The organism is Chitinimonas sp., from assembly GCF_041904975.1.
GTDB lineage: Bacteria > Pseudomonadota > Gammaproteobacteria > Burkholderiales > Chitinimonadaceae > Chitinimonas.
On the sequence record NZ_JAYRLZ010000002.1, the window covers coordinates 1 to 26,109 of the forward strand.

Genomic DNA, 26,109 nt, shown 5'->3' on the forward strand with positions numbered 1-26,109 from the left:
GTGATGCATCACGGGCCATTTTCAACGCTGCAATTGCCCGAAAGGGCGGCCCTGCCTAAAAGCCGCTCAGTACGATCTTGCCGCGCGACTGGCCGCTTTCCAGCAAGGCATGGGCGCGGCGCAAATTGGCGGCATTGATGGTGCCGAAATTGGCATTCACGGTGCTGCGCAATTTGCTGGCGTCGGCCAGCTCCGCCACCCGCGCCAGCAGCCGGCCTTGCTCGGCCATATCGCTGGTCTGGAACAGGCTGCGGGTGAACATCAGCTCCCAGTGCAGCGACAGGCTTTTGGCCTTCATCTTCATGATGTCGAGCGTGGCAAAGTCATCAATCAGCGCCAGTTTGCCTTGCGGCGCCAGGCTGTCGATCAGCTGGTCAAAATGCTGCGCGGTATGGGTGAGCGATGCGGCCAGCTGCACATTGGCAATGCCTGCGGCTTGCAGCTGTGGCACGAACGGCTCGTGATGGTTGATCACATGATGGGCGCCGAGCGATTTGACCCAATCACTGCTTTCCGGGCGCGAGGTGGTAGCCACCACGGTGAGCCGGGTCAGGGTGCGCGCCAGCTGGATCAGGATGGAGCCGACACCGCCCGCAGCCCCGGTAATCAACAGGGTTTGACCGGCGCCACCCCCTTCGCCGATGCCGAAGCGGCTGAACAGGATTTCCCAGGCGGTAATGCTGGTCAGCGGCAGGGCGGCGGCCTGTGCATCATCCAGCTCTTGCGGTGCATGGCTGGCGATGCGCGCGTCGACCAGCTGGAATTGCGCATTGCTGCCCGGGCGGTTGATGGCGCCGGCGTACCAGACCCGATCACCGATGGCAAAGCCGGTGACGGACTTACCCAGTGCATCCACCACACCCACTGCATCCCAGCCGAGGATTTCAGCCTGGCCCGCCTGCGGTTGGCGGCTATTGCGGATCTTGGTATCCACCGGGTTGACCGATACCGCAGCTACTTTCACGCGCAGATCATGCGGGCCGGGCTCCGGCATGGGCAATTCGAGATCCAGCAGGGCGTCGTCGCGGTTAATGCTGCCGGCGTGGTGATAGGCGATGGCTTTCATGTCGTGTCCTTTGTTCAAGTCGGTAGGGCAATATTGACTTAATCTGTTTCAAAGAAAAATATGCGAAATATTGAATAACTTTCCGCAAAACCATGAAAATAACCCGGCTGGATGATTTGCAAGTGTTTGTCGCCGCCTGCGATGGCGGCAGCTTTTCGATTGCCGCGCGGCGGCTGGATATCAGCCCGGCGCTGGCCAGTGCAGCGATCAAGCGGCTGGAAGACAGCCTGGGGCTGAGGCTGTTCGAGCGTACCACCCGGCGCTTACGCCTTAGCGATGCGGGTGAGCGATTGCTACCCCATGCCCGCAGTGCGCTGGCCAGCCTTGAACAGGGCGAGGCGGCACTGCTGACTGATGGAAGCCGCCTCAGCAGCCCATTGCGCTTGACCATGCCGTCTGACCTGGGGCGCAACCATTTGCTGGGCTGGCTGGAGCGCTATTTGCAGGATCAGCCCGAACTCAGGCTGGAATTGCATGTGAGTGACCGGGTGGCCGATCTGTACCAGCAACCGATTGATATGGCGATCCGCTATGGGCGGCCCGATGATTCGTCCTTGATCGCTTTGCCGCTGGCTGCCGACAACCGCCGCGTGCTGTGTGCGACGCCCGACTATCTGGCCCGGCGGGGCGAGCCGACCAGCCTGACAGAGCTGAGCCAGCATGACTGCCTGTGCTTTATGTTCGGCGATACGGTGAATGATCGTTGGTCGTTCGGTCCGAGTAATGCGCGGCAACTTTTTCGCGCCCAGGGCCGCCGCGTCGCCGATGATGCCGAGGTGGTGCACCGCTGGCTGCTGGACGGGCAGGGGATTGCCTACAAATCCGAGCTGGATGTGGCTGAAGATCTGCACAGCGGCAGGCTGCGGCGCCTGTTGCCGCAGCTGCAGGGCGAGAGCGTGCCGCTGATGCTGCTGGTAATCAACCGCAATCATCTGAATGAGGCAGTACGCCAGCTGGCAGCGGCGCTTACGCAGCAATGCGCCGCCCTGACCGCACTGGCGCGGGCAGTCGGCTAGTGGCCTCCATGGATCAGGCCGATGCGGTGAGATCGGTGTCGATTGGCTGACGGGGGCAAGAGCTGCCGCAAGGCGTCCCCTGCCAGCTCACTATCAGGCAAGCTGCCTTGGCAGCCTGCCCTGTGACGGATTACTTCAGCGCGCCTTGTTTCTTGAGCAGGGCGCCCATCAAGCCCTTGGGGGCCGGCTTGGGTGCGTCGGCGCTGGAGGCTTTGCCAAAGCGGGCCTTGGCAGATTCGCCAACCAGGTCGCGGGCCAATTTGCGTTCGGCCATTTTTTCGAGGTCAGTACGTTTCAAGGTCATGGTGGTTATCGCTTAGTGATGGCGTCCGGTAGGACGACGACCAACCGTGATGCTGCTACGGCTTTGATGGTTGCCGGCTTGTGATACCGGCTGGCGTGCCTGTGGCTTTTGCTGACGACCTTCGCCACTGCCGGCTGGCTGGCGGCGATCGCTATTGCCACCTTGCCGGCCACGTCCTTGGCCCTGGCGCGGGCCGGAAGAGCGCTGCTGGATCGGTTCGGGCTTGGCATGCGGATCGGGCTCGAAACCGGGCACGATCTCCTTGGGCAGCTCGCGCTTGATCAGGCGTTCGATATCGGCCAGCAGCTTCTTTTCATCGACACAGACCAGCGATACCGCCTCGCCTTCGGCGCCAGCACGGCCGGTACGGCCGATGCGGTGCACATAGTCTTCCGGCACATTGGGCAGCTCGTAATTCACTACATGCGGCAACTGGTCGATATCGATACCGCGCGCGGCAATATCGGTGGCGACTAGCACCTGCAGGCTGCCATCCTTGAATTCGCTAAGCGCACGGGTACGCGCACCCTGGCTCTTGTTGCCATGAATGGCCATGGCGCTGATGCCATCCTTCAGTAACTGCTCGGCCAGGCGATTGGCACCATGCTTGGTGCGGGTGAATACCAGTACCTGGAACCAGTTGTGTTCCTGGATCAGGTGGGCCAGCAATTGGCGTTTTTTGTCGCGATCAACCGGATGCACCTTCTGGGCAATGGTGTCGGCGGTGGCATTGCGGCGCGCCACTTCGATCAGCTCAGGGGACTTGAGCAGGCCATCGGCCAGCGCCTTGATCTCATCGGAGAAGGTGGCCGAAAACAGCAGGTTCTGGCGGCTCGAAGGCAGCAGGGTGAGGATGCGCTTGATGTCGCGGATAAAGCCCATATCCAGCATGCGGTCGGCTTCATCCAGCACCAGGATCTCGATCTGCGACAGATCGAGCGTGCCTTGCTGCACATGGTCGAGCAGCCGGCCCGGCGTGGCGACCAGGATGTCGACACGGCTACGCAGCTGCTTGATTTGCGGATTGATGCTGACGCCGCCAAACATGGTCATCGAGGTCAGCTTCAGATACTTGCCATAGTTGCGAACCGATTCTTCCACCTGGGCTGCCAGCTCGCGGGTAGGGGTGAGGATCAGAGCACGGATCGGCGGACGGCCGCTGGATGGGCCCTTGGTTTCGCGATTGGCCAGCCGATGAAGGATGGGCAGGGTAAAGCCTGCGGTCTTGCCGGTGCCGGTCTGGGCGCCGGCGAGCAGGTCGCGGCCGGTCAATACGGCGGGAATGGCTTGGGTCTGGATCGGGGTGGGTTCGGTATAACCGAGCTCAGTCACGGCGCGAACGATATCGTCGGCCAGGCCGAGGGCAGCAAAAGACATGGAGAACTCCGAAGGACATCAACCTTGCCCGCTTGGGCGCCAGTCTTCGGTAGATGGAATATTCTGGGTTTGACGCTGAAAAGCGAACGGGTGCGAAGACTGGAGCGCACCCGGAAGACGCAATTGTAACAGGATGTCGCTCTTTTGTACTTTCTTGCACTGCAGCAATGCTGTAAAATCAATCTGTTATCTTGAAAAAAGGTAGCAAAAGTGCGGCGCCATCCGGGCGCTGTGGGCCGGAGCAGGCGAGGATTCGATTGGCTGAATGCCTGTGGCCGGTGGTTGTCGTTCAAATAAGGCAAGGGTTGCAACCGCCCGCGTACAGCTAAACGGTTCTGTGATTGGCAGACGCCGTGATGCCGAAAGTGAAAGGAGCGTTCATTATGGGTTGGCTCGTCTACCTGTTCCGACGTTAAGCCCTCCGGGGCCGTGTGGCGCGTGATGTCCGCCGCCAACACGTAGTCGCATTCCGGCGCTTGCCGGGTTCCGACAAAAAAGCCGCGACGGCATGGCCGCGCGGCTTTTCTTTTAAGCAGCGGGCGACACTGCAAGCGTCGCCCCAGCCAGATCAACCCTGGCGCTGTGCCGCTTCCACCACTGCCAGTGCCGTCATATTGACGATACGGCGCACCGAGGCGGTCGGGGTGAGGATATGCACCGGCTTGGCCACGCCCAGCAGCATCGGACCGATGGTGACACCGTCGGCAGCGCTGACCTTGAGCAGGTTGAAGGCGATATTAGCGGCGTCCAGCGTTGGCATGACCAGAAGATTCGCATCACCCTTCAGTGTCGAATCCGGCATCACCATATCGCGGATTGCGCCACTCAAGGCGGCATCACCATGCATTTCCCCGTCCACTTCCAGCTCGGGGGCAGTGCGCTGCAAGATGGCCAGCACTTCGCGCATCTTGATCGAGGTTGGCGAATCCACCGAGCCGAAGCTCGAATGCGATAGCAGGGCCACCTTGGGGACGATACCGAAATTGCGCACGGTATTGGCGGCCATCAGGGTGATCTCGGCCAGCTGCTCGGCGGTCGGGTTCTGGTTCACATAGGTGTCGGTGATGAAGATATTGCCGCGCGGCAACATCAAGGCATTCATCGCGCCATAGGTGGTACTGCCTTCGCTGTGGCCGATCACCTGGCAGACAAAATCGAGATGCTGCTGGTAGTGGCCATAGGTACCGCAGATCATCGCGTCGGCTTCACCGCGACGCATGGCCAGGGCGCCGATCAGGGTGGTCTTGCGGCGCACTTCGCGCTTGGCGAATTCCTCGCTGACGCCACGGCGCTTCATGATCTGGTGATACTCGCTCCAGTACTCGCGATAGCGTGGGTCGTTCTCGTTATTGACCAGCTCGAAATCGATGCCGGGGCGGATGCGCAGGCCGAGCTTCTCGATGCGCATATCGATGACATTGGGGCGGCCGATCAGGATAGGGCGGGCCAGGTCCTGGTCGACCACTTCCTGCACCGCGTGCAGCACACGCTGATCTTCGCCCTCGGCATAGATCACCCGTTGTTTGGCGCGCTTGGCGGCCGAGAACACCGGCTTCATGAACAGGTTGGACTTGTAGACGAACTGCATCAGCGATTCGACATAGGCGCCCAGGTCAGCAATCGGCCGGGTGGCCACGCCGGAATCCATGGCTGCCTTGGCCACCGCCGGGGCGATCTTCACGATCAGGCGCGGGTCGAACGGCTTGGGGATGATGTAGTCCGGGCCAAAGGTCAGCGACTGGCCGCTATAGGCATCGGCTACCACATCGTTCTGCTCGGCCATCGCCAGATCGGCAATAGCGCGTACGCAGGCGAGCTTCATTTCATCGTTGATGGTGGTGGCACCGACATCGAGCGCACCACGGAAGATGAACGGGAAGCACAGGACATTGTTGACCTGGTTCGGATAGTCGGAGCGGCCGGTGCAGATAATGGCGTCCGGGCGCGCTTCCTTGGCCAAGGGCGGCAGGATTTCCGGCTCGGGGTTGGCCAGCGCCAGAATCAGCGGGTGCGGGCCCATGCTCTTCACCATCTCGGGCGACACCAGCTTGGGGCCGGACAGGCCGAGGAAGATGTCGGCGCCGACCATCGCGTCTTTCAGCGTCCGGTGCGGCGTTTCGACCGCATAGCGCTTTTTCGACTCATCGAGCTTGTCCCAGTCTTCGCGGGCGGTATGCACCACGCCTTTGGAATCGCAAGCAATGATGTTTTCGGGCTTGAGGCCGAGCTGCACCAAGAGGTTGAGGCAGGCAATGGCGGCAGCGCCGGCGCCCGACACCACCAGGCGCACCTTGGCGATGTCCTTGTCGACAATGCGCAGGCCGTTGAGCACCGCCGAAGCGGTAATGATGGCGGTGCCGTGCTGGTCGTCATGGAAAACCGGAATGCCCATGCGCTCGCGGCATTTTTGCTCGACGTAGAAACACTCGGGCGCCTTGATGTCTTCCAGATTGATGCCGCCAAAGGTCGGCTCCAGCGCGCAGATGATATCGACCAGCTTGTCCGGGTCGTTCTCGTTCACTTCGATATCGAATACATCGATACCGGCGAATTTCTTGAACAATACCCCCTTGCCTTCCATCACCGGCTTGCCGGCCAGGGCGCCGATATTGCCAAGGCCCAGCACCGCCGTGCCATTGGAAATCACCGCAACCAGATTGCCACGGGCGGTGTATTTGTAGGCATTCAGCGGGTCTTCAACGATGGCGTCGCAGGCGGCGGCGACGCCGGGAGAATAAGCGAGGGCGAGATCGCGTTGGCTGGAAAGGGGCTTGGTCGGGGCTACCTGGATTTTGCCAGGCTTGGGAAACTGGTGATATTCGAGCGCGCTTTTGCGCAGTTCTTCATCCATCTTGGGCTCCAACATTGTCTTTTTTGATCGGTCGGGCCCGATTATATGCCGGCCGCCCCCCGAGAGCACTGTGGAAAGCCGCAGCTAGGCGCGATGCAGCAAGATTGCGTCGCGCCTGGCTGCGCTTATTTGCGGTAACGGCGGTCCGGATTACTTGCTGGACCACACCACGAAGGTCAAGGCGGCGCCGCTTTCCCAGTAGTTGCCGGCATCAATCAGGGCCTTCGTGCCGTGGAGGCGGGCGGCCCGCTGCCGGTGATAGCGCTCGATAAAGTCGCTTGCAGCGGGGTCGTGCAGGGCGCTTACCCAGGCGCGCACCTGGCTTTCCCATAGCGAGCCGCGTGCTTTGCCCCAGCAATCCAGCGTTTCGTTCAAGTTGGCTTGCGCCTCTTCGCCGCGATAGGGCGGCAACAGGCAGCTGGCCTTGTCCGACAGACAGCTGCGGATGTCGCCAAAGCCGGCCTGTTGCATCAGCCTTGCCAGCTGATCGCCCAATGACAAAGTCCCTTCCCCGGCCGCCTGCTTGCCTTGCTCGCATAGCAAGGCATAGCGAAAGGCGTCGCAGCGCTCCTCGATCGACCAGTCGGCATTCAAAGCATTGCGGATGGCGGTCTGCGCCAGATTGCACGGCTCCACGCACACCACCATCCCGCCGGGGCGCACCACCCGGCGCATTTCGCGCAAGGCGGCGAGCGGATCGGGCAAGTGCATCAATACGGTTTGGCAGCTGACCAGATCAAACGCATTGTCGTCAAACGGGAGCTGCTGGGCGTCGCCATGCGCGAAACGCACGCTGGCGCCGATTTGGCCGAAGGCTGCGCGTATCGGCTCGCTGCCTGCAGCCCATTTCGGGTCGCGGTCGTAGGCCGTGATCTGCGCATGCGGTGCCATACGCGGTGCCAATTGCCGGCTCCAGTGACACTGGCCGCAACCGATATCGAGCAGGCTTTGGTATTGCGAAAGTTGCCAGCGTTGCGCCAGCAAATCGAGAAAATCGGCGTTCCACCAGTAGTCGCGCTGGGCGCCGAAGAATTCTTCCGAGTGGGCGAGAGTAGCAATTGGCGCGGTTGCGCCTTCAGATGTGCGAAGTTCCATGATGTATCCATTCGATCAAAGCGTAACGATGCACGCCGCAGGCGGCGTGAACGGGTTTTCGTAACGGTGTGATCGGGATTTACATCGGAGAGCGCTCGAATAAGGCCTTGCAAACGGCGGATGTTAAGCATCAGCACACCGCCTGGCAAGTGCCGGGCATTCGCTCTGTCGAGACAGCCTCGGGTGCAAAGAACGAGAGATCAAGGCCGTGCAAGGCGTGCCGGGTATGACCCGGCGCTATTTATTCAGGTTGATCGGCCGACAACGCACGCTTGAGATCGTCCGGTACATTGAACAGCACGATGGTGTCATTGCTACGGTTGTAGATCACATCACCGGAGCGCAGGCTACTGCGGTTGAACTCCAGTTTCCAGTTCGGCCCTGCCGCCTTGAAGCGCAGCAGTGGCCGGATGGCGCGGCGATCGGGAATGCAGCCATCCGACAGACCCAGCGTTTCGTCCTGCAAGGCCGAGCGCAGGGCTTCTGGCGCTGCTGGGCTTAGCTCCTTCACCACCGTATCCACACTCCACGGCAGATCATGCTCCCCGAGGTCATCCAGATAGCGATGGGCGTTTTCGAAAAGCTCGTTACGGGCATCCGGCGCCAGCTGTTCGCGCTCGGCAAACTGGGCTATGCCCTTGATCAGCTTCTGGGTTTCCTTCAAGGCCGCCACTACGTCGTTACAGCCGAGGAACAGCTTGAAGTAATCGGCGACTTCGGTGCGCCCCTTCAGAAAGCTGATATAGCGGCCGCTATCACTTTGCCAGGCCGCCAGATCGATGCGGCCAGCGACGCGCAGATTGGCCAGATCGAGATAGGGGCTGGCCACCATCTCCAATTCGCCATTCAAGGCAGTGCCTTGTGCCTCGGCGATGATGGCAACCAACAGGCTGTCGGATGCTGCGCTGTGCCGTTGCCGGGCGAACAGCACATAGCCGCCTCCGGCCAGGGCTTCGGACTGCACCCGGCTTAGCAGCTGTTCCATCATCTGCTGGCTAAGGGCGGTGAAGTCGAGTGTGCCGTCAACCACATGCTGGCGCAAAAGGCGCGGCAAGGGGAACGCCTGCTCATCCTCTTCGAACTTGCCATAGCCCTTGCTGCTGCGTGCGGCATACAGATCGGCCAATTGCTCGACCAGCGCATTGCTGAGCGGCGAGGGCGCGATATCGCGCTGGCGCAGCTCGATCGAGGCGGGGCCATGCGGCATCTTGCACAGTTTGTGGATGATCAGCTGGATGGTGGTGTCGGGATTCATGGCGCAGGCTAGTCAGTAGGCATTCAAAACATAACGGCGGCCACAGGGCCGCCGTTGCTTGCCGGGAGCGGAGCAAGCGTTTCTACATATTCGGATAGTTCGGCCCGCCGCCACCTTCCGGCACTACCCAGTTGATATTCTGGGTCGGGTCCTTGATATCGCAGGTTTTGCAATGCACGCAGTTCTGCGCATTGATCTGCAGCCGCGGCTGGCTTTCTTCCAGCCCGACATATTCATAGACGCCAGCTGGGCAAAAACGCTGTTCCGGGCCGGCATAGCGCGTCCAGTTCACCGCCACCGGCACACTGCTGTCCTTGAGGGTCAGATGGCTGGGCTGGTCTTCTTCGTGATTGGTGTTGGAGATGAATACCGAGCTGAGCTTGTCGAAGCTGATCTTGCCATCGGGCTTGGGGTAGCTGATCGGCGTGCATTCATCGGCCGGGCGCAGGGCCTCATGGTCGGCCGTGCCATGGCGGAAGGTCCAGGGCAGGCGGATGCCGAGCGAATGGCACCACATATCGAAGCCGCCATAGACCGTGCCGCCCCACATGCCGAACTTGCTCAGCGCCGGCTTGACATTGCGCACCGCGTCGAGATCGTCCCACACCCAGGAATTGCTGAGTTTTTGCTCATAGGCCACCAGCTCTTCATGGGTATTGGCACCACCGGCCAGGGCGTCGAAGGCCGCCTCGGCCGCCAGCATGCCGCTCTTCATGGCGTTGTGGCTGCCCTTGATGCGCGGCACATTGACAAAGCCGGCCGAGCAGCCGATCAAGGCGCCGCCCGGGAACACCAGCTTGGGAATCGACTGGATGCCGCCTTCATTGATGGCGCGAGCGCCATAAGCGACGCGCTTGCCGCCTTCAAAGAACCCGGCAATGGCCGGATGAGTCTTGAAGCGCTGGAACTCGTCGTAGGGGCTCAGATGCGGGTTTTCATAGTTCAGGTGCACGACGAAGCCGACCACTACCTGATTGTCGTCGAGGTGATACAGGAAGGATCCACCGCCGGCATTGCTGTTCAAGGGCCAGCCTTGCGAGTGCATGACGAGGCCTGGCTGATGCTTTTTCGGATCGACCTTCCACAATTCCTTGATGCCGATGCCGAATTTCTGCGGATCGGCATGGCGGCGCAGATCAAAGCGGGCCTGGATTTCCTTGGCCAGCGAGCCGCGCACCCCTTCGGCGATCAGGGTGTATTTGGCATGCAATTCCATGCCGCGTGCGTATTCGGGCTTGTGGCTGCCGTCCTTGGCAATGCCCATATCGCCGGTGGCCACGCCCTTGACCGAGCCATCGCCATGGTAGAGCACTTCGGCGGCGGCAAAGCCGGGGTAAATCTCCACACCGAGCGCCTCGGCCTGTTGCGCCAACCAGCGGCACACATTGCCCAGACTGACGATATAGTTGCCGTGGTTGTTCATCAGCGGCGGCAGCAGGAAGTTGGGAATGCGATAGCTTTCGTCTTCTTCCAGGATCAGGAAGCGATCTTCCGTCACCGGCACATTGAGCGGTGCGCCGCGTTCCTTCCAGTCCGGGAACAGCTCATTCATGGCGATCGGGTCGATCACGGCGCCAGACAGGATATGGGCGCCCACTTCCGAGCCTTTTTCCAGTACGCAGACGCTGACGTCGCTGCCTTTTTCTGCCGCCAGTTGCTTGAGCCGGATCGCGGCGGAGAGTCCGGCTGGGCCGGCGCCGACGATCACAACATCGTATTCCATGAATTCGCGTTCCACGCTGCTTCCTCGCTGTGGTGACAGGCGCTTGACTGCGCCCCGATACGTAAAGTCCCTAATGATGAAGGACAGGTGGGGCAGGCGTCAAAGCGCAGCAAGCGTATCAAGCAGCACAGGCCACCGAAAATGCGTCGGAGAATCAGCCGGGTATCTGCGCACTGCTACAGCAATGACTGGTTTGATTGCGCTCAGCGGTGCGGCCTTGTGCCGGGGCCAGGAAGTGCGTGTGCGACACGTCAAGGTAGAGCCTAGCCGTCCGGCTCGAATGCCGATGGCGGGATCGGCGGCACGTCCGCCAGCACCAGTTGATCGCGTCCGGACTGTTTGGCGCTGTACATGGCAGCGTCGGCGCGCGCCAGCAGGCGCTCGAACGATTCGCCCGCCTGGGCCTGTGCTACGCCCATGCTGAAGCTCAATTCGATGTCGCTGGCGATGGATGCGGGGCGCAGCAGCTGGAATTCGCTGCGTAGTCGCTCGAATACGCGATGCAGCTCATCTTGCTTGGCCGACGGCATCACCAGCAGCCATTCTTCGCCACCGAGGCGCCCAAGGCGGTCGCCGCGGCGCAATTCGCCTTGCGAGGCCTGGGCAAAGGCCTTCAAGGCGGCGTCGCCTGCCTCATGGCCACAGCGATCATTGATCGCTTTGAAATTGTCCAGATCGATCACCGCCAGCGAAAAATCGCTGCCTACCGAGCGGCAGGCTTCGAGCTGGCGCTGTGCATAGGCGATGATATGGCGCCGATTCGGGGCGCCAGTCAGTTCGTCCAGCATGGCAAGGTCGGCATAGCGCCGCTTTTGCCGCACCTGATACACCAGCAAGAAGGCGACTGCGCTGAGCATGGCCAGGCTGCTGGCAAGCCCGATCAATAGCAGCCAGTGACCATTGCGGCTGGCGTGCAATTCGGCAGCCTGGCGGCGTTGTTCCGACTTCAGCAGTGCGTTTTCGATTTCCTTTGCCTTCGCATCGAAGCGTACCTGCATTTCGGTAGCAGCCTGGCGATTGAATTGGGCGTCATTGGTTTGATCAGCCCTGACCCATTGTTCAAGCTCGGCGAGGGCGTCGGCATAGCGGCCCATGCGCTTGTACATTTTCGATCCGGCATCATGCAGGTCCATGCGCCGATACGGGGTTTCGATCAGGTGAAGCAGGCGGCGCGCCTCATCGAATGCCGCCATTGCGGCCGCCGCATCGGGCACGGCGAGCAATTGTGCCCGGTGCGTCTGCACATTGAACTGCTGGATAAAGTCGTCTGACTTCACAAATGCCGGCAAGGCGGCATCGTAATAGGCCAAGGCGGTTTTTTCCCAGCCGCGCTTTTCGGCGATGGTGCCGAGTCGATAGCGGATAAAGCCGATCATGGCGGCATCGCGCAGCTTCAGGGCATTGGCCAGCTCGCGGGTGAGAATGCGCTCGGCTTCATCGAGCTGGTTCAGGTTGAACAGGCTGCCGGCCAGGTTATAGCTGAGATTGGAGCGCGACATGGCATCACTGGCCTTGGTCAGGCCGTCGATGGCGCGGCGGTAATAGTCGACTGCCTGGGTCTCGTCACCAAGGCGTGCGTAGGCATCGGCCAGGGCGCCAAGGGTTTTGCTGACTTCGTTGGCCTTGTGCAGGCGTTCGAATATGCCATGAGCTTCGAACAATAGCGGCAGGGCATCATTGAAACGGCTTTGTTCCTGCAGGATGCGCGCTTTTTCGATCAATACACCAGCACGTTCTTCCTCAAAGCCATGCTCGCGAGCAAGCTTGAGCGCGGCATCAAAGTCTGCCAGCGCGGCAATATGGTCGCCACGCTGTTGCCTGATCTGGCCATGCGACCAGGTCAGCGACAGCAGGACTTTGGGCGCATCGAGGCTATGTGCCAGAGGCAAGCCGCGCTCGACCAGGGCAGAGGCTGTCGCATAGTCATTCAATGCCAGATTGGCATCCACCAGCACGGCCAAGGCTTCCAGCTCCTGGCGGCGATCTCCTGCACGATGGTACTGGTCGACATACTGCTGGGCCACGCTTTTCACGTGAGCAGCATCCCTTTCGGTTTCGCGATCGAGTGCTTCCCAGTCCGGGTTGGCGGCAAGGGCTGGCGTGCACAAGGCAAGCCAGACCAGGCTGGCGAGCAGGCGGGTCTTTACGCTATGCCGGCGGGAATCGGCGGGGAACGTCATGGCGGGGCTAGATTAACTGGTGTTGCGCGCCATGTCCGGAGTATCAGCTGATGATGATGCAGAAAGCTGACAGCGTGTCGCCTTATCGTGGCTATCTATCGCGGGTGATACGGCTATGGCGTCGGCGCAGCAGATCAGTTACCGTGTCGCCGCCTTGCCGGGTGGCATCATACCCGCGTCGCCGGTGCAGCTCCGGCGGCAGCCTTTACCCGTCGGCTGCACAAGATGGACGGGAGTCGTCCGGCCCTGGCCGGGCGCAAGGGCCGGGCGTAGCCCCGCCCAGCCGGGAGACCGCAAGCAATGACCCAGACGATACTTGGTGACGGTGCGATCCGTCGCGACAGCCTGTATGGCAGCAGCATTGAAAACACCTATGCCGGCGTGCTGAGCTTTATGCGCCGCAAATACACACGCGATCTGAGCGGCGCCGATGTGGTGATCAGCGGCATTCCGCTTGATCTTGCCGTGACCTTCCGCCCCGGCGCTCGCCTCGGGCCGGCTGCCGTACGTGCCGCCAGCGTGCAGCTGGCCGAACTCAAGCCCTTCCCCTGGGGCTTTGATCCATTCGATGATCTGGCGGTGATCGATTACGGCGACTGCTGGTTTGATGCGCACAACCCGCTCACCATCACCCCGACCATTGTCGAGCATGCACGCACCATTTTGGACAGCGGCGCCAAGATGCTCACTTTTGGCGGCGACCACTATGTGACCTATCCGCTCCTGAAAGCCCATGCCGAAAAGTATGGCAAACCATTGAGCCTGATCCATTTCGATGCCCATTGCGATACCTGGCCTGATGACAGCCCGGATAGCCTGAACCACGGCACCATGTTCTACAAGGCGATCAAGGAGGGTCTGATTGATCCGGCGCGCTCGGTGCAGATCGGCATCCGTACCTGGAACGACGACTTCATGGGCATGAATGTGCTCGATGCGCCGTGGGTACATGCCAATGGGGCACAGGCAACATTGGAGCGGATCATCGAAATAGTTGGCGATCATCCGACTTACCTGACCTTCGACATCGACTGCCTCGATCCTGCGTTTGCACCCGGCACCGGCACGCCGGTGCCGGCGGGGCTGAGCAGCGCGCAGGCCTTGCATATCATCCGTGGCATGGCACCGGTCAATCTGGTCGGCATGGATGTGGTGGAGGTGTCGCCACCGTTTGACCAGAGCGAAATCACCGCGCTGGCAGCTGCGCATATCGCGGCGGATCTGCTGTGCGTATTGCGCAATCAGAAACTGGCTGCAGGCTGAACTGCAGAAGCGGGGTAGCAAAAGGGACAGCGCTGCTGTCCCTTTTTGCATTTTCAGTGCGGGAATGGCGTGTTTCTGTCGCCCAAATGCGACATGCGCCGGAACTGTGTCAAAGCAGTTGAAATTCACAGCAGTGCGTTGGGTGGCTGCTTGTGGAGGGTTTTCTAATGCTTTGTTTTATAAGGATTGAATGGTGAGTTCATGTGTTGGCTATATGTTGCAAAAACGCTGTTGCACTGCAACATTTATCGCGCCAGACTGCATGACTATTAATATTTTTGTAATGTTTTCTGTAGAGTATCGGCCGACTTTCAGGTAACGCGCCCCCACGGCGCGGTGCACGATCCAATTTCCCGCCGGAGAACTTAGTACCATGAATCAATCTCACCTATTCGGGTTTTCCCGAAGCGCTATCAGCATTGCCGTTGCGGTGATGGTTGCGCCAGCCTTTGCGCAAGACACCACCTCGGCCCTCGGTGGCCGCATCACCACGCTGGATGGCAAGGCCATTGCCGGCGCGGCGGTGACGATTGTTCATGTGGAATCCGGCTCGACCACCACCACCAATACCAATGCCGATGGTCGCTATGTGGCCAAGGGTCTGCGCGTTGGCGGCCCGTACAAGGTGACGGTGTCCAAGGACGGTGCCAGCGATAGCCGCGACGGCCTGTATATCGAACTGGGTCAGTCGCTGGAAGTGGATGTGGCCTTGGGTCAGGCTACCGAGAAGATCCAGGTGACCGGCAAGGCACGCAGCGACAAGTTCAATAGCAGCAATATGGGCGCAGGTACCAGCCTGGGTCGCCGTGAGCTGGAAAACCAGGCCTCGATCAACCGCAATCTGCAAGACTATGCCCGTAACGACCCACGCCTGGCGCAGACCAGCAAGGATCGCGGCGAAGTGGCGGTGGCTGGTCAGAATAGCCGCTACAACTCGGTAACCGTTGATGGCATCACCATCAGCGACACCTTTGGCCTCGAGTCGAACAATCTGCCAACCGCCAAGCAGCCGATCTCCATCGATGCCATCCAGTCGGTACAGGTCAATGTGTCGAACTACGATGTGACCCAGGTCGGCTATACCGGCGCCAATATCAATGCGGTGACCAGGTCCGGCACCAATGATTTCAAGGGCAGCGTCTACTACGTTTACCGTGATGACAGCCTGGCTGGCGATCGCTACAACCGGGTCACCGACACTTATTTTGCACCGTCCAGCTTCAAGGAAGACACCAAGGGCTTTACGTTTGGCGGCCCGATCATCAAGGACAAGCTGTTCTTCTTTACCAATTACGAAGAACTGATCAGTACTCGCACCGCCCCGTCATTTGCGCCACTCGGTGTCAATAATGGCGGCACCACCGTTGGTATCACTCAATCGGCCATTGCCGGCGCACAGCAGATCGGCAAGCAGTTTGGTTTTGACGCTGGCTCCTTCGATGGCGCCAGCGCCAAGCTCAAGGTCAAGGACTACCTGGCCAAGCTGGACTGGAATATCAATGCCGACCACCGTGCAAGCCTGCGTTACACCAAAACCGAGCAGACCGAGCCGATCTATCCGAACTTCTTCCCGACCACCCTGTCGCTGAACAGCAACTGGTATACCCAGAACAAGACCATCGAGACGACGGTGGGGCAGTGGTTTGCCAACTGGAACGAAAAGTTCAATACCGAGGCGAAGCTGTCGCTGCGTGACTACGACAGCGTACCGAAGAACAATGCCTTCCTGCCGCAAATGACCCTGTCGTTCTCCGGTCCCTTGCCTGATGGATCGCCAGCCGGCACCGATAGCAGCCGCGCTCGCACCTTGATTTTCGGTACTGAACAGAGCCGCCATTTCAATCTGCTCAAGACCAAGACGCTGGATGGCTACTTTGCTGGCAACCTGCTGCTGGGCGAGCATGAAGTGAAGCTGGGTACGGATTTCAGCCGCAATGAAATCCAGAATGCCTTCCTGCAGAACACCTACGGCACTTACACCTTCAGCTGTCAGAACAGTACTGCAACCTACACCTATAGCTTCGGTGCGGTGAACTGCGGTACGGCCAATGCGAAGTTGATCGAGCAGGCAACGCTGGAAAACTTCCGCCGTGGCCGCCCCAGCGGCTACACCCTGCAAGTCGGCGCACCTGGCTATACGCTCAATGATGGTGTTGCCAACTGGACGTTGAGCAATACCGGCCTGTTTGCCCAGGATACCTGGACCATCAGCCCGAAACTCAATCTGCTGGCCGGTATCCGTATCGACAAGCTGAGCACCGGCGACAAGCCCTTGGCCAACGCTGCCGCTGCTGCACCGATGGTGCCGGGCGTGCTGGCCAGCAATACCCGCCAGAGCGGTGGCTTTGGTCTGAATAATGCTGAGACCATCGATGGCGCATCCCTGGTGCAGCCGCGCCTCGGCTTCAACTACCGCTTCAAGAACACCCTGCAAACCCAGGTGCGCGGTGGCTTCGGTCTGTTCCAGGGCGCCGCTGCCAATGTCTGGCTGACCAATCCTTACCAGAACACCGGTGTCGCCACCCGTATCGTCGGTTGTGGCGGCAGCTTCCCGGCTTGCCCGTCCACTGATGGTCTGTTCAACGCCGACCCGAACAAGCAGGTTAGCAATCTGGCCGGCAACCCGCCCGCTGCCAATGTCGACTTTATCGAAAACGGCTTGAACCAGCCTTCGGTCTGGAAGGCCAATCTGGCTATCGAGCAGGAGCTGCCATGGGGCGGCCTAGTGCTGAGCGCCGAGCATATCTACACCCGTGTCAACGATGGCCTCTACTATCGCCACTTGAACCTTGGCACTGCCACGCGCAAGGGTAGCGACGGCCGCGATCTGTACTACACCGCCCAAGGCTATGACACCGCTTGCTGGACCAGCACCGGTGCTTCGATCAGCAATGGCGCGTGTACCGGTTTCCGTACCCGTGCGCTGAACAATCCGCTGTTCAACGATGTGCTGATCGCTTCCAAGACCCATAAGGGCGACGGCAATGCCACTACGGTGCAGCTGAGCAAGCCATTCAGCAAGGGCTTTGGCTGGTCGCTGGCCTATACCCGCACTTCCGCTACCGAAGTGAGCGGCTTGACCTCGTCGGTATCGCGCTCCAACTGGATTGGCCGCGCATCGTTCGATCCGAATGCCGAAGAGGTGTCGGACTCGGCCTCGTTGATTCGCGACCGCCTCAGCGGCTCGCTGAGCTTCGAGCGGGTGTTCTTCAGCAATCTGAAGACCAAGATCGGCGTGTTCTATGAAGGTCGCACCGGTCGTCCGTACAGCTGGACCTATAGCAATGACTTGAACGGTGACGGTATTTCGGGTAACGACCTGATGTTCATCCCATCGGGTCCGCAGTCCGGTCAGGTGGTGTTCAAGGGTGATACCGCGGCGAGCCACCCGAACGAAGACCGCTTCTGGGCGATTGTCGATGCCAACGAGGGACTGCGCGGTTCCAAGGGCAGCCTGGTCAAGCGCAATAACGACCGCTCCGGCTGGGTCAATTCCATCGATATGCGCGTAACCCAGGAATTGCCGGCCTTTGCCAGCACCCACAAGGCCACGCTGACTTTCGACTTCCTCAATATCGGCAATATGCTGAACAAGAAGTGGGGTCGTATCGACGAAGTGGACTTCCAGGGCGTTGGCGGCGGCACCTCGCGTAGCTTTGTCAGCTATGCCGGTGTCGATGCGCAAGGCCGTTACATCTACAACGTCTTGCCAGCGGCAACCGACCAAGTTACCCGTCAGGCCAAGGGCGAATCGCAGTGGGCGGTACAAGCCACCATGCGTTACGAGTTCTAAGGCCTTACGCAGGCATGAAAAAGGCATGGCGCAAGCCATGCCTTTTTTGTTGCCGGTATTCTGTGCGTATCAGAGCGCTGCCGGGCAGGGGGGGCCGTACCGGGGGTATCTTGGATTGGTGCGAATAGCTTGCATCAAATGGGGCTGGGATTTCTTGCCCGATCGGCAAGTTTGTCTTGCCGATCGGGATGAAGACGGCAGCAGGAGTGCCGCAAAACTAGTCGAGCCGGCGAATCCGCTGGTCGTTCGGCGCGGCGACAAAGCCGCCACGGGCCTTGGCTTGGGCTAGCAGATAGCTCTCCAGCGCTTCGACATCGCCACCGAAATCACGTCGATCGGCACCTTGCCGGAACACGGTAAAGCCGTCACCGCCATCGGCCAGGAAGCGATTGACCACCACCGTGTAACGGGCCTGCCGATCGATCGGTTTGCCGTTTTTCAGCACTTCCACCACCTTGTTCCCGCTGCGACTGAGTTGCCAGCTATAGCTCAGGCCGGCTACATGGAGCTGTGGCCGCAGGTCCGGGTCGCTGGCGCGATTGCCGGAGAATTCCTGTTCCAGTAGCTCGTAGATTTGTTGCCCGCTCAGCGTTAGCTGGGTGAGGGAGTTGCCAAAGGGCTGTACGGCATACAGGTCGCGGAAGGTGACCGCACCCAAGGGGAGGCCGGCCTTGCCCAGGTTGGTTTTGGCACGCAAGTCATCGCGCAAGCTGCCGCGATTCAGGAAAGCGAAGTCGGTGCCGGCAGCCGCCAGTTGGGCGTCGACGGCAAGGCGCCCAAGGGCGGATTCGCCATTGCGATCCTGCTTGCGGTCGATATCGGACTGGATACGGGCTACGAGGCGATTGGCGGTCGGTCCGATCAAGGTCTCGGCCTTGGCAACCAGTTCGGCAGCCTGCGGGTCGGGTTGCAGGCCGGGGCCGGCATCGGCGTAGGCGGGAATCACCTCGGCGGTTTTGCTGAGCACGCGCTTGCTGACCGGGTCGATGGTCAGATCGATGCGTGCAAAGGCTGCGCTGTAGGAGAAGGCCTGGGTAACCAGCACCGGCTTGCCACTGGCATTGGGCAGCATGGCATTGCTGAAGGCATGGCTATGGCCGGAGACGACAACCGCCACATCGTCCTCGAGGCGCTTGACGATATCGACTATGGCACCGGTCAGGGCGGGCTTGCTGCTATCGGTCGGACCGGCATAGGGCGTCTGGTTGCCGCCCTGGTGAATCGTCAGTACCACCGCGTTCACCCCCTTGGCGCGCAGTTCCGGCAGGTAGTGGTTTACCGCCTCGGCTTCGTCGAGAAAGCGCAAGCGCGTGGTTGCTGCAGGCGACGTCAGCAAGGGGGTGCCTTTTACCGTGGCGCCGATAAACGCGAGCGGGACATCGCGCTCGCTGCCGTCAGCATCGCGGTAGCGGATCTTCTTGATCACATAGGGCGGCAATACCGGCTTGCCGCTATCTGCCCACACCACATTGGCCGACACCAGCGGAAACGATTCGCCCAGCCAGGGCTCGTTCCAGGCCTGCTCGCCATTGGCGCGGGGGCCGCCCAGATTCAGGCGCAGCAATTCCTGTAGGCCTTTGTCGAATTCGTGATTGCCCAGCGTGCCGACCATATTGCAGTCGGGGTCGAGCCGCTCGGCCGCCCGGCAGTGGCGATTGGCCAGCTGGTTAAGGAACTGGATGGTCGGTTCATCACGCAGCAGGGCCGAGGTGATCGGTGAGGCGCCCACCATATCGCCGGCATGCACGATCAGGGTGTGGCCCTCGGCGCCCCGCTGCGCATCGCGCAGCCAGGCCGCCAGCACTGCCGCGCCGCCAACCGGCCGATTGTCCATTTTGCGACCGGCCGGCAGTTGGCCGTGGAAATCATTCATCGCCAACAGGCGCACCGGAACAGGGCTTGGCGCCACCAGTGGCGCATTGGCAAGGCGCGGCGGTGTTGTCGTCGCAGGTGGCGTGGCGCAGGCGCCGAGCAAGGCGGCGGTGAGGGAAAGCAGGATAAATCGTGACATGGGGAGTGGGTCGCTTGAACGAATGGGATGGGTGCGATGCTAGCAAAGCTTGGCGTAAGGCGCGCTAGGCTCTGTTAACGTTTTGTCGACGGTCGCGCCGGGTCGAGTTTTGCGGCAAAGCAAGGCGGAATGAGCGCCGCATGGCGGGCCATGTCAGCGAATGACAACGCAGCCTTGCCGCAAAAATCGTCCCGGCCCTGTGGGTTTCGTCGGAAAACCGCCGTTTGCTGCGTTGTTGCACGCTGACGTAGATGAATACGCTGCGCATGCGACGCCTTGCACTCGGCGGTCTTCCGACGAAACGCGATCCGCCGACAAAACGTCATCAGTGCCTAGCTATGGGCGATATGAATGGCACTTTCGTGCTTGACCTCCTCCATTACCGCGTAGGTATGCGTCTCGCGCACGCCGGGCAGGCTGAGCAGCGCACTGCCGAGCAGGTCGCGATAGGCCTTCATATCGCGCACCCGAGCCTTGATCAGATAGTCAAAGCCACCGGCCACCATATGGCATTCCTGCACCTCGGGGCGATCGAGCACCGCCTGCTTGAAACGCTCGAATACCTCGGGTGTGGTGCGATCGAGCACCACCTCGACAAACACCAGCAGGCCGGCATCGAGCTTTTCCGGGTTGAGCCGTGCGCCGAAGCCGACGATATAGCCATCGCGGGTCAGTCGCTTGACTCGTTCCAGGCAAGCGGTGGCCGACAAGCCGACCAGGCGGGCGAGGTCTACATTGGCGATACGGCCATCGTCTTGCAGGGCACGGAGAATTTTGCGGTCGATCCGGTCAAGTTCAATGCTCATTGGATGAATATCCGGTGAATGCGTCATTTGCCGGATTTTATCCGGATGACGGGATGAAAAATAGCGGCACATTTGCCCGAACGCGCAGTACGATGCACGCCGTCCATTTACCGTTGTACGCCATCCGGCGGGCAATGATGGGCGAGGGCGGCGCAGCCACAAGCGCGCAGTGCCGATCGCGCTATGCCCGATGCCCAAACCTGCCGGCGCCACTATCCGCGGCGCCGGTTTTTACCTAAGGCAGCCTATGCAAACTCTTTATTCCGACTTGCCGACCAGCCTGCCGAGCTTTGCAGCCATATCAAGCAATCTGTTCCGCGACGAAGTCGAAGCGGTCAATGCCTTGCTGCCGCACGCGCGGCTCGATGATCTGGCGGAAAAAGCCGTGCATGTGCGGGCGCTGTCGCTGGCCCAGGGCGTGCGTCACGCCGCCAGCGGCAACCATTTCGAAGGCTTTTTGCAAAGCTATGGCCTCGGCAGCGAGGAAGGCCTGGCCCTGATGGCCTTGGCCGAGGCCCTGTTGCGCATACCCGATACCGATTGCCAGGACCGGCTGATCCGCGATCTGCTGGAAAACAAGGACTGGCGCCGCTCGCAAACCGCCACCTGGCTGGTCAGCGCCGCCAGCCGCGCCCTGCTGTTCACCGATAGCTGGATCGAGGCATCGGAAGGTCGGCACTGGTTCGACCGCCTGTTGCGCAAGATGGGGGAGCCGGTGCTGCGTACCGCCATGAAGGCCGGCATGAAGATCATGGCCGAGAATTTCGTGGTGGGTGAGACCATCGAGTCGGCCATGAAAAACGCCGACCCACGCTGGCGCTATTCCTACGACATGCTCGGTGAAGCGGCGCTCACCAATGCCGATGCCGAGGCCTATTTCCAGGCCTACCACCAGGCGATTGCCGCACTGGCCCGCAACCCCGACCCGCAAACCGGTTTTGCCCGCCAGTCGATCTCGGTCAAGCTGTCCGCCATCCATCCGCGCTATGAATTCGGCCAGTGGGAGCGGGTACGCACCGAGCTGTATGGTCGCCTGCTCGATCTGGCCCAGGCCGCAGTCAAGGCCGATCTGGTATTCAGCATCGATGCGGAAGAGAGCGAGCGGCTTGAGGTATCGCTATGGCTGTACGAGCGCCTGCTGCGCGAACCCAGCCTGAAGGACTGGCGCGGTTGCGGCCTGGTGGTGCAGGCCTATCAGAAGCGTGCACCGTTTGTGCTGGACTGGCTGGCCGAGTTGGCAGCGGATACCGGCCGGGTATTGCCGATCCGCCTGGTGAAGGGCGCCTATTGGGATAGCGAAATCAAGCGCGCCCAGCAAAACGGCCTGCCCGGCTACCCGGTGTACACCCGCAAGCATCACACCGATGTGGCCTATATGGCTTGTGCGCGCAAGATGCTCGATTACGGTAGCCAGCGCTTCTACCCGCAGTTTGCCAGCCACAATGCGCAAACCCTTGCCTGGATCATGGAAGCCACCCGTGGCGATGTCACCAAGCCAGGCGGGCGTCAGTTTGAAATCCAGCGCCTGCACGGCATGGGTGAGGCACTGCACGCCCAGTTGTACGAGCGCGAAGGCGTCGCCAGCCGTGTTTACGCACCGGTTGGCAAATTCCACGCCTTGCTGCCCTATCTGGTGCGCCGCCTGCTGGAAAATGGCGCCAATTCCTCATTTGTGCACCAGCTGGCCGATATTCGGGTGCCGCTGGAAAGCATCGCCGAAAACCCGGCGCAGCAAGTTGCCCGTCACGCTGTCAGCCCCGGCGTGAAAGCCCCTAGCGAAGTATTCGCCCCGCGTCAGAACAGCCAAGGATTCTCCATGACCGATACCCTCGCCCTCGAGCCACTGCGCCAAAAGCTCAATGCGCTGGAAGACCGGCAGTTTCATGCCAGCCCCATCGTTGGCGGCGAACGCCTCAGCGGCAATGCCCAGCCGCGTGTCAGCCCGATCAATAGCCAGCGCCAGATCGGCACCTTGGTGGCCAGCGATGCGGCTGCCATCGATGCCGCGCTGAGCCATGCCGATGCCGCGCAGGACGAGTGGGCCGAGCGCCCGGCTGCCGAACGTGCTGCCTTGCTGGACAAGGCGGCCGACTTGCTCGAAGCACGCCAGGATGAATTTTTGTGGCTGCTCAGTCGCGAAGCCGGCAAGACCTTGCCCGATGCACTAGGTGAGTTGCGCGAAGCGGTGGATTATTGCCGCTTCTATGCTCACGAAGCGCGCCGGCTGTTCGGCACACCGATCAGCCTGCCCGGCGTGACAGGCGAGTCGAATGAATTGCGCCTGACCGGCCGCGGCCCGTTTATCGCCATTGCGCCGTGGAACTTCCCGCTGGCGATCTTCCTGGGCCAGATCACCGCTGCGCTGGCCGCTGGCAACACCGTGATCGCCAAGCCGTCGCGCCGCACCCCCTTGATCGGCATGCGTGCCATCGAGGCCCTGCTCGATGCCGGCATCCCGGCCAAGGTGCTGCACTACCTGCCGGGCGAGTCCGGCGGTTTGTCGGACAAGCTGCTCGGTGACGCCCGCGTGGCCGGCGTGGCCTTTACCGGCTCGACCACTGCCGCCTGGAAGATCAACCGCACCCTGGCGGCCCGCAATAGCTGTATCGCCAGCCTGATCGCCGAAACCGGCGGCCTCAACGCCATGATTGCCGACAGCTCGGCCCATGTTGAGCAGCTGATCATCGACGTACTGATGAGCGCCTTCAATTCGGCCGGCCAGCGCTGTTCGGCCCTGCGAATCTTGCTGGTGCAGGATGATATTGCCGATAACGTGATCGCCCGCCTGGGCGACGCGATGAAGGAATTGCGCCTGGGCGACCCGATCTTCCTGGCCACCGATATCGGCCCGACCATCGATACGCTGTCGCAGCGTGATCTGCAGGCTTACTGCGACAAGCTGGCGCAATCTGCCCGCCAGATCGCGACTACGCCGTTGCCGGCTGGCCTGGAAAATGGCTGCTTCTTCGCACCGCATGCCTTTGAAGTGGCGCTGGATGCCTTGCCGACGGTGGAAACCTTCGGCCCGGTGCTGCATGTGGCCCGCTTCAAGAGCGACGGGTTGGAAGACGCGATCAAGCGCGTCAACGCCTTGGGCTTTGGCCTGACCATGGGCGTGCATACGCGTCTGGACAGCACGGTAGAGCTGGTGCGCCGCCATGCCAAGGTCGGCAATCTGTATATCAACCGTAACCAGATCGGCGCGGTGGTCGGCAGCCAGCCCTTCGGCGGCGAAGGCCTTAGCGGCACTGGCTTCAAGGCCGGCGGCCCGCACTATCTGCTGCGCTTTGCCTGCGAGCGCACCGTGACCATCAACACGGCGGCGGTGGGCGGTAATGTGAAGCTGATGGCGGGTGGCGAGGGCGAGAAGGCCTGAGCCAAACCGTGAGCAAAAGGGGCCAGCATGTGCAGGCCCCTTTTGTTTTGGGGAACACGCTGCCGCACCGGGTATGAGGCTGGCGTGGCCTTGGCAGCATCTGGGCACTGCACCCGGGTAAGGTTTTGTGCCCCGCGTGCTTGGCTGTTCAAGAAGCTGCTGCGAGCGCGCCCGAACTGACTAGAGACAGACTCATGGCGCACGCAGATTGCCATAGTGTCTTTCTATCGCAATCTTGGGCTGATTCAATTGGACGTGAGCGCGCTCTAGGCCTACATTTGAGCGTCTTTGTCCAACCCTGACACCGGAGAATCAAAAAATGGCCGTTCTCGTAAACAAGAAAGCCCCAGACTTTACCGCAGGCGCCGTATTGGGCAACGGTGAAATCGTTGATAGCTACACCCTGAGCGCCGCCACCAAGGGCAAGTATGCCGTGGTGTTCTTCTACCCGCTGGATTTCACCTTCGTCTGCCCGTCGGAGCTGATTGCCTTCGATCACCGTCTGGAAGAGTTCAAGGCACGCAATGTGGAAGTGATCGGCGTGTCGATCGACAGCGTATTCACCCACAGCGCCTGGCGCAACACCCCGGTGGAAAAGGGCGGTATCGGCCAGGTTGGCTACACCCTGGTGGCCGATATCAAGCATGAAATCGCCAAGGCTTACGATGTCGAGCATGACGATGGTGTCGCACTGCGCGGCTCCTTCCTGATCGACAAGAATGGCGTCGTACAGCACCAAGTGGTCAACAACCTGCCGCTGGGCCGTGATATCGACGAAATGCTGCGCGTGGTCGATGCGCTGCAGTTCACCGAAGAGCACGGCGAAGTCTGCCCGGCTGGCTGGAACAAGGGCAAGGCCGGCATGAAGGCCGACGCCGCCGGCGTGGCCAAGTACCTGGCCGAAAACGCCGCCAAGCTGTAAGTCGCAGCTGTCGCCTTAAACGATGCCCCGCTGGTCGGGGCATTGTCATTTGTATCGCCGCTTCGCTTATGTCTGCGCTTGGCTATGATGGTTGGGTCGGGGGGGGTGAGGCAGATGAACAAGCTCATGTACATTGCATCGCTGGCGGGTTGGCTGTTGCTGGGCGCCGCTGGCGCACATGCCGATGAAGCGCGCCCGCTTCGCTCGGTGGCCTTCAGTGTCGGCTCGATTTCCAATCCTTTCTTCGGCGCGCTGATTCGCGGCGCCGAAGCCAAGGCGCGCAGCATCAACCCGACAGTCAAGTTCGAGGTGTTGTCCAGCGACTACTCGATTCCAATCCAGTTGGCCCATCTGCAGAAGTTCACCAATGAGCATGTCGACCTGATACTGATCAACGCGGCCGACCCGCATCGGCTAAGCGCCGCAATTGAAAAGGCGCGTACTGGCGGCGCGGTAGTGGTGGCGGTCGATGTGCTGACCGATGGTGCCGATGCCTCGGTGCTGACCGATAACCGGCGCGCTGGCGAGTTGGCATGCACCTATCTGGCACAGGCGCTGGGCAAGCAGGGCAGGGTGGTGCTGCAAAGCGGACCGCAGGTATCGTCGGTGCTGGACCGGATGAAGGGTTGCCGAAGCGTACTCGGCAACTATCCGCAAATCCGCATTCTCAGCGACAGTGGCAATGGCATGGGCTCGCGCTGGGGCGGCATGCGCCAGATGCAGGCCGACATCAAGCGCTTTGGCCAGATCGATGGGGTGTTTGCCATCAATGATCCGCAAGCCATCGGAACCAATGAGGCGGCTCAGCAAGCCGGCATCAAGCAGCTGGTGGTGACGGCGGTCGACGGCTCGCCCGATATCGAAAAAGCGCTGCGCAGCCCGAGTTTCGTTGCCGCTTCCGCCAGCCAGGCGCCGTATCTGATGGCGCAGCGGGCGGTGGAAATCGGCTTTGACATTCTCAATGGTCATCGCCCGCCTTCACCGACCATCCTGCTGGAGCCGGGCCTGGTGGATCGCGACAGTATCAGCCGCTACCAGGGCTGGCAATCCAGTCTGCCGGTCCGCTGAACC

Annotated in this window: 16 protein-coding genes; 6 read left to right on the forward strand and 10 right to left on the reverse strand. The window is 61.0% G+C overall.

The annotated features are described in order from the left end of the window. Positions 1-55: 55 nt before the first annotated feature. Positions 56-1,066: a zinc-binding alcohol dehydrogenase family protein gene (locus ACE3OH_RS00225; RefSeq protein WP_374346982.1), complete on the reverse strand. Its 1,011-nt coding sequence runs from the start codon at positions 1,064-1,066 to the stop codon at positions 56-58. Positions 1,067-1,158: 92 nt separating this feature from the next. Between ACE3OH_RS00225 and ACE3OH_RS00230 the strand changes: the two genes are divergently transcribed. Then, entirely contained in the window at positions 1,159-2,082 is a 924-nt protein-coding gene (locus ACE3OH_RS00230) for a LysR family transcriptional regulator (RefSeq protein WP_374346984.1), read from the forward strand. Between the two features lie 130 nt (positions 2,083-2,212). Here the strand turns inward: ACE3OH_RS00230 and ACE3OH_RS00235 are convergent, their stop codons facing one another. The 7 genes from ACE3OH_RS00235 to ACE3OH_RS00265 form a co-directional block, all read right to left on the reverse strand. Continuing rightward, positions 2,213-2,386, reverse strand: coding sequence for a hypothetical protein (locus ACE3OH_RS00235; protein ID WP_374346986.1), 174 nt, complete (start codon positions 2,384-2,386; stop codon positions 2,213-2,215). Positions 2,387-2,398: 12 nt separating this feature from the next. After that, positions 2,399-3,763, reverse strand: a complete 1,365-nt coding sequence (locus ACE3OH_RS00240) for a DEAD/DEAH box helicase (RefSeq protein ID WP_374346990.1) — start codon at positions 3,761-3,763, stop codon at positions 2,399-2,401. Between the two features lie 568 nt (positions 3,764-4,331). Continuing rightward, positions 4,332-6,614 carry an NADP-dependent malic enzyme gene (locus tag ACE3OH_RS00245; protein WP_374346992.1) on the reverse strand — a complete coding sequence of 761 codons (2,283 nt, stop codon included), beginning with the start codon at positions 6,612-6,614 and terminating at the stop codon, positions 4,332-4,334. Positions 6,615-6,764: 150 nt separating this feature from the next. Continuing rightward, complete coding sequence (locus tag ACE3OH_RS00250) at positions 6,765-7,709, reverse strand: class I SAM-dependent methyltransferase (RefSeq protein ID WP_374346994.1); 945 nt, start codon at positions 7,707-7,709, stop codon at positions 6,765-6,767. Between the two features lie 241 nt (positions 7,710-7,950). After that, a complete protein-coding gene (locus ACE3OH_RS00255) occupies positions 7,951-8,964 on the reverse strand; it encodes a nucleoid-associated protein (RefSeq protein WP_374346996.1) in 1,014 nt (337 codons plus the stop codon). 82 nt (positions 8,965-9,046) lie between these two features. After that, complete coding sequence (locus ACE3OH_RS00260) at positions 9,047-10,687, reverse strand: electron transfer flavoprotein-ubiquinone oxidoreductase (protein ID WP_374346997.1); 1,641 nt, start codon at positions 10,685-10,687, stop codon at positions 9,047-9,049. Between the two features lie 263 nt (positions 10,688-10,950). Then, positions 10,951-12,867 (reverse strand): diguanylate cyclase, encoded by a 1,917-nt coding sequence (locus ACE3OH_RS00265; protein WP_374346999.1) that lies wholly within the window; start codon positions 12,865-12,867, stop codon positions 10,951-10,953. A gap of 300 nt (positions 12,868-13,167) precedes the next feature. Between ACE3OH_RS00265 and speB the strand changes: the two genes are divergently transcribed. Then, positions 13,168-14,130 carry an agmatinase gene (speB, locus tag ACE3OH_RS00270; protein WP_374347001.1) on the forward strand — a complete coding sequence of 321 codons (963 nt, stop codon included), beginning with the start codon at positions 13,168-13,170 and terminating at the stop codon, positions 14,128-14,130. Positions 14,131-14,503: 373 nt separating this feature from the next. Next, complete coding sequence (locus tag ACE3OH_RS00275) at positions 14,504-17,923, forward strand: carboxypeptidase regulatory-like domain-containing protein (protein WP_374347004.1); 3,420 nt, start codon at positions 14,504-14,506, stop codon at positions 17,921-17,923. Positions 17,924-18,140: 217 nt separating this feature from the next. Here ACE3OH_RS00275 and ACE3OH_RS00280 read toward each other — a convergent pair whose 3' ends face one another. Further along, positions 18,141-19,934 (reverse strand): bifunctional UDP-sugar hydrolase/5'-nucleotidase, encoded by a 1,794-nt coding sequence (locus ACE3OH_RS00280; protein ID WP_374347006.1) that lies wholly within the window; start codon positions 19,932-19,934, stop codon positions 18,141-18,143. Positions 19,935-20,266: 332 nt separating this feature from the next. Then, positions 20,267-20,767, reverse strand: coding sequence for an Lrp/AsnC ligand binding domain-containing protein (locus ACE3OH_RS00285; RefSeq protein WP_374347008.1), 501 nt, complete (start codon positions 20,765-20,767; stop codon positions 20,267-20,269). A 220-nt stretch (positions 20,768-20,987) separates the two neighbouring features. On the opposite strand from ACE3OH_RS00285, the gene putA reads away from it, so the two are divergent. The 3 genes from putA to ACE3OH_RS00300 all read left to right on the forward strand — a co-directional run bounded on the left by putA (position 20,988) and on the right by ACE3OH_RS00300 (position 26,106). Then, the gene (putA, locus tag ACE3OH_RS00290) at positions 20,988-24,116 is read left to right on the forward strand and encodes a bifunctional proline dehydrogenase/L-glutamate gamma-semialdehyde dehydrogenase PutA (protein WP_374347010.1); all 3,129 of its coding nucleotides are present in this window, start codon (positions 20,988-20,990) and stop codon (positions 24,114-24,116) included. Positions 24,117-24,435: 319 nt separating this feature from the next. Further along, positions 24,436-25,038 carry a peroxiredoxin gene (locus tag ACE3OH_RS00295; protein ID WP_374347012.1) on the forward strand — a complete coding sequence of 201 codons (603 nt, stop codon included), beginning with the start codon at positions 24,436-24,438 and terminating at the stop codon, positions 25,036-25,038. Positions 25,039-25,152: 114 nt separating this feature from the next. Then, positions 25,153-26,106, forward strand: a complete 954-nt coding sequence (locus tag ACE3OH_RS00300; RefSeq protein WP_374347014.1) for a substrate-binding domain-containing protein — start codon at positions 25,153-25,155, stop codon at positions 26,104-26,106. Positions 26,107-26,109 lie beyond the last annotated feature (3 nt).

What these genes read in the sequence shown, in the direction of transcription:
- putA (WP_374347010.1), top strand. Translation starts at nt 20,988, where the DNA reads ATGCAAACTCTTTATTCCGACTTGCCGACCAGCCTGCCGAGCTTTGCA.
- ACE3OH_RS00260 (WP_374346997.1), bottom strand. Translation starts at nt 10,687, where the DNA reads ATGGAATACGATGTTGTGATCGTCGGCGCCGGCCCAGCCGGACTCTCC.
- ACE3OH_RS00230 (WP_374346984.1), top strand. Translation starts at nt 1,159, where the DNA reads ATGAAAATAACCCGGCTGGATGATTTGCAAGTGTTTGTCGCCGCCTGC.
- ACE3OH_RS00275 (WP_374347004.1), top strand. Translation starts at nt 14,504, where the DNA reads ATGAATCAATCTCACCTATTCGGGTTTTCCCGAAGCGCTATCAGCATT.
- ACE3OH_RS00250 (WP_374346994.1), bottom strand. Translation starts at nt 7,709, where the DNA reads ATGGAACTTCGCACATCTGAAGGCGCAACCGCGCCAATTGCTACTCTC.
- ACE3OH_RS00255 (WP_374346996.1), bottom strand. Translation starts at nt 8,964, where the DNA reads ATGAATCCCGACACCACCATCCAGCTGATCATCCACAAACTGTGCAAG.
- ACE3OH_RS00300 (WP_374347014.1), top strand. Translation starts at nt 25,153, where the DNA reads ATGAACAAGCTCATGTACATTGCATCGCTGGCGGGTTGGCTGTTGCTG.
- ACE3OH_RS00235 (WP_374346986.1), bottom strand. Translation starts at nt 2,386, where the DNA reads ATGACCTTGAAACGTACTGACCTCGAAAAAATGGCCGAACGCAAATTG.
- ACE3OH_RS00295 (WP_374347012.1), top strand. Translation starts at nt 24,436, where the DNA reads ATGGCCGTTCTCGTAAACAAGAAAGCCCCAGACTTTACCGCAGGCGCC.
- ACE3OH_RS00280 (WP_374347006.1), bottom strand. Translation starts at nt 19,934, where the DNA reads ATGTCACGATTTATCCTGCTTTCCCTCACCGCCGCCTTGCTCGGCGCC.
- ACE3OH_RS00225 (WP_374346982.1), bottom strand. Translation starts at nt 1,066, where the DNA reads ATGAAAGCCATCGCCTATCACCACGCCGGCAGCATTAACCGCGACGAC.
- ACE3OH_RS00245 (WP_374346992.1), bottom strand. Translation starts at nt 6,614, where the DNA reads ATGGATGAAGAACTGCGCAAAAGCGCGCTCGAATATCACCAGTTTCCC.
- ACE3OH_RS00265 (WP_374346999.1), bottom strand. Translation starts at nt 12,867, where the DNA reads ATGACGTTCCCCGCCGATTCCCGCCGGCATAGCGTAAAGACCCGCCTG.
- ACE3OH_RS00240 (WP_374346990.1), bottom strand. Translation starts at nt 3,763, where the DNA reads ATGTCTTTTGCTGCCCTCGGCCTGGCCGACGATATCGTTCGCGCCGTG.
- ACE3OH_RS00285 (WP_374347008.1), bottom strand. Translation starts at nt 20,767, where the DNA reads ATGACGCATTCACCGGATATTCATCCAATGAGCATTGAACTTGACCGG.
- speB (WP_374347001.1), top strand. Translation starts at nt 13,168, where the DNA reads ATGACCCAGACGATACTTGGTGACGGTGCGATCCGTCGCGACAGCCTG.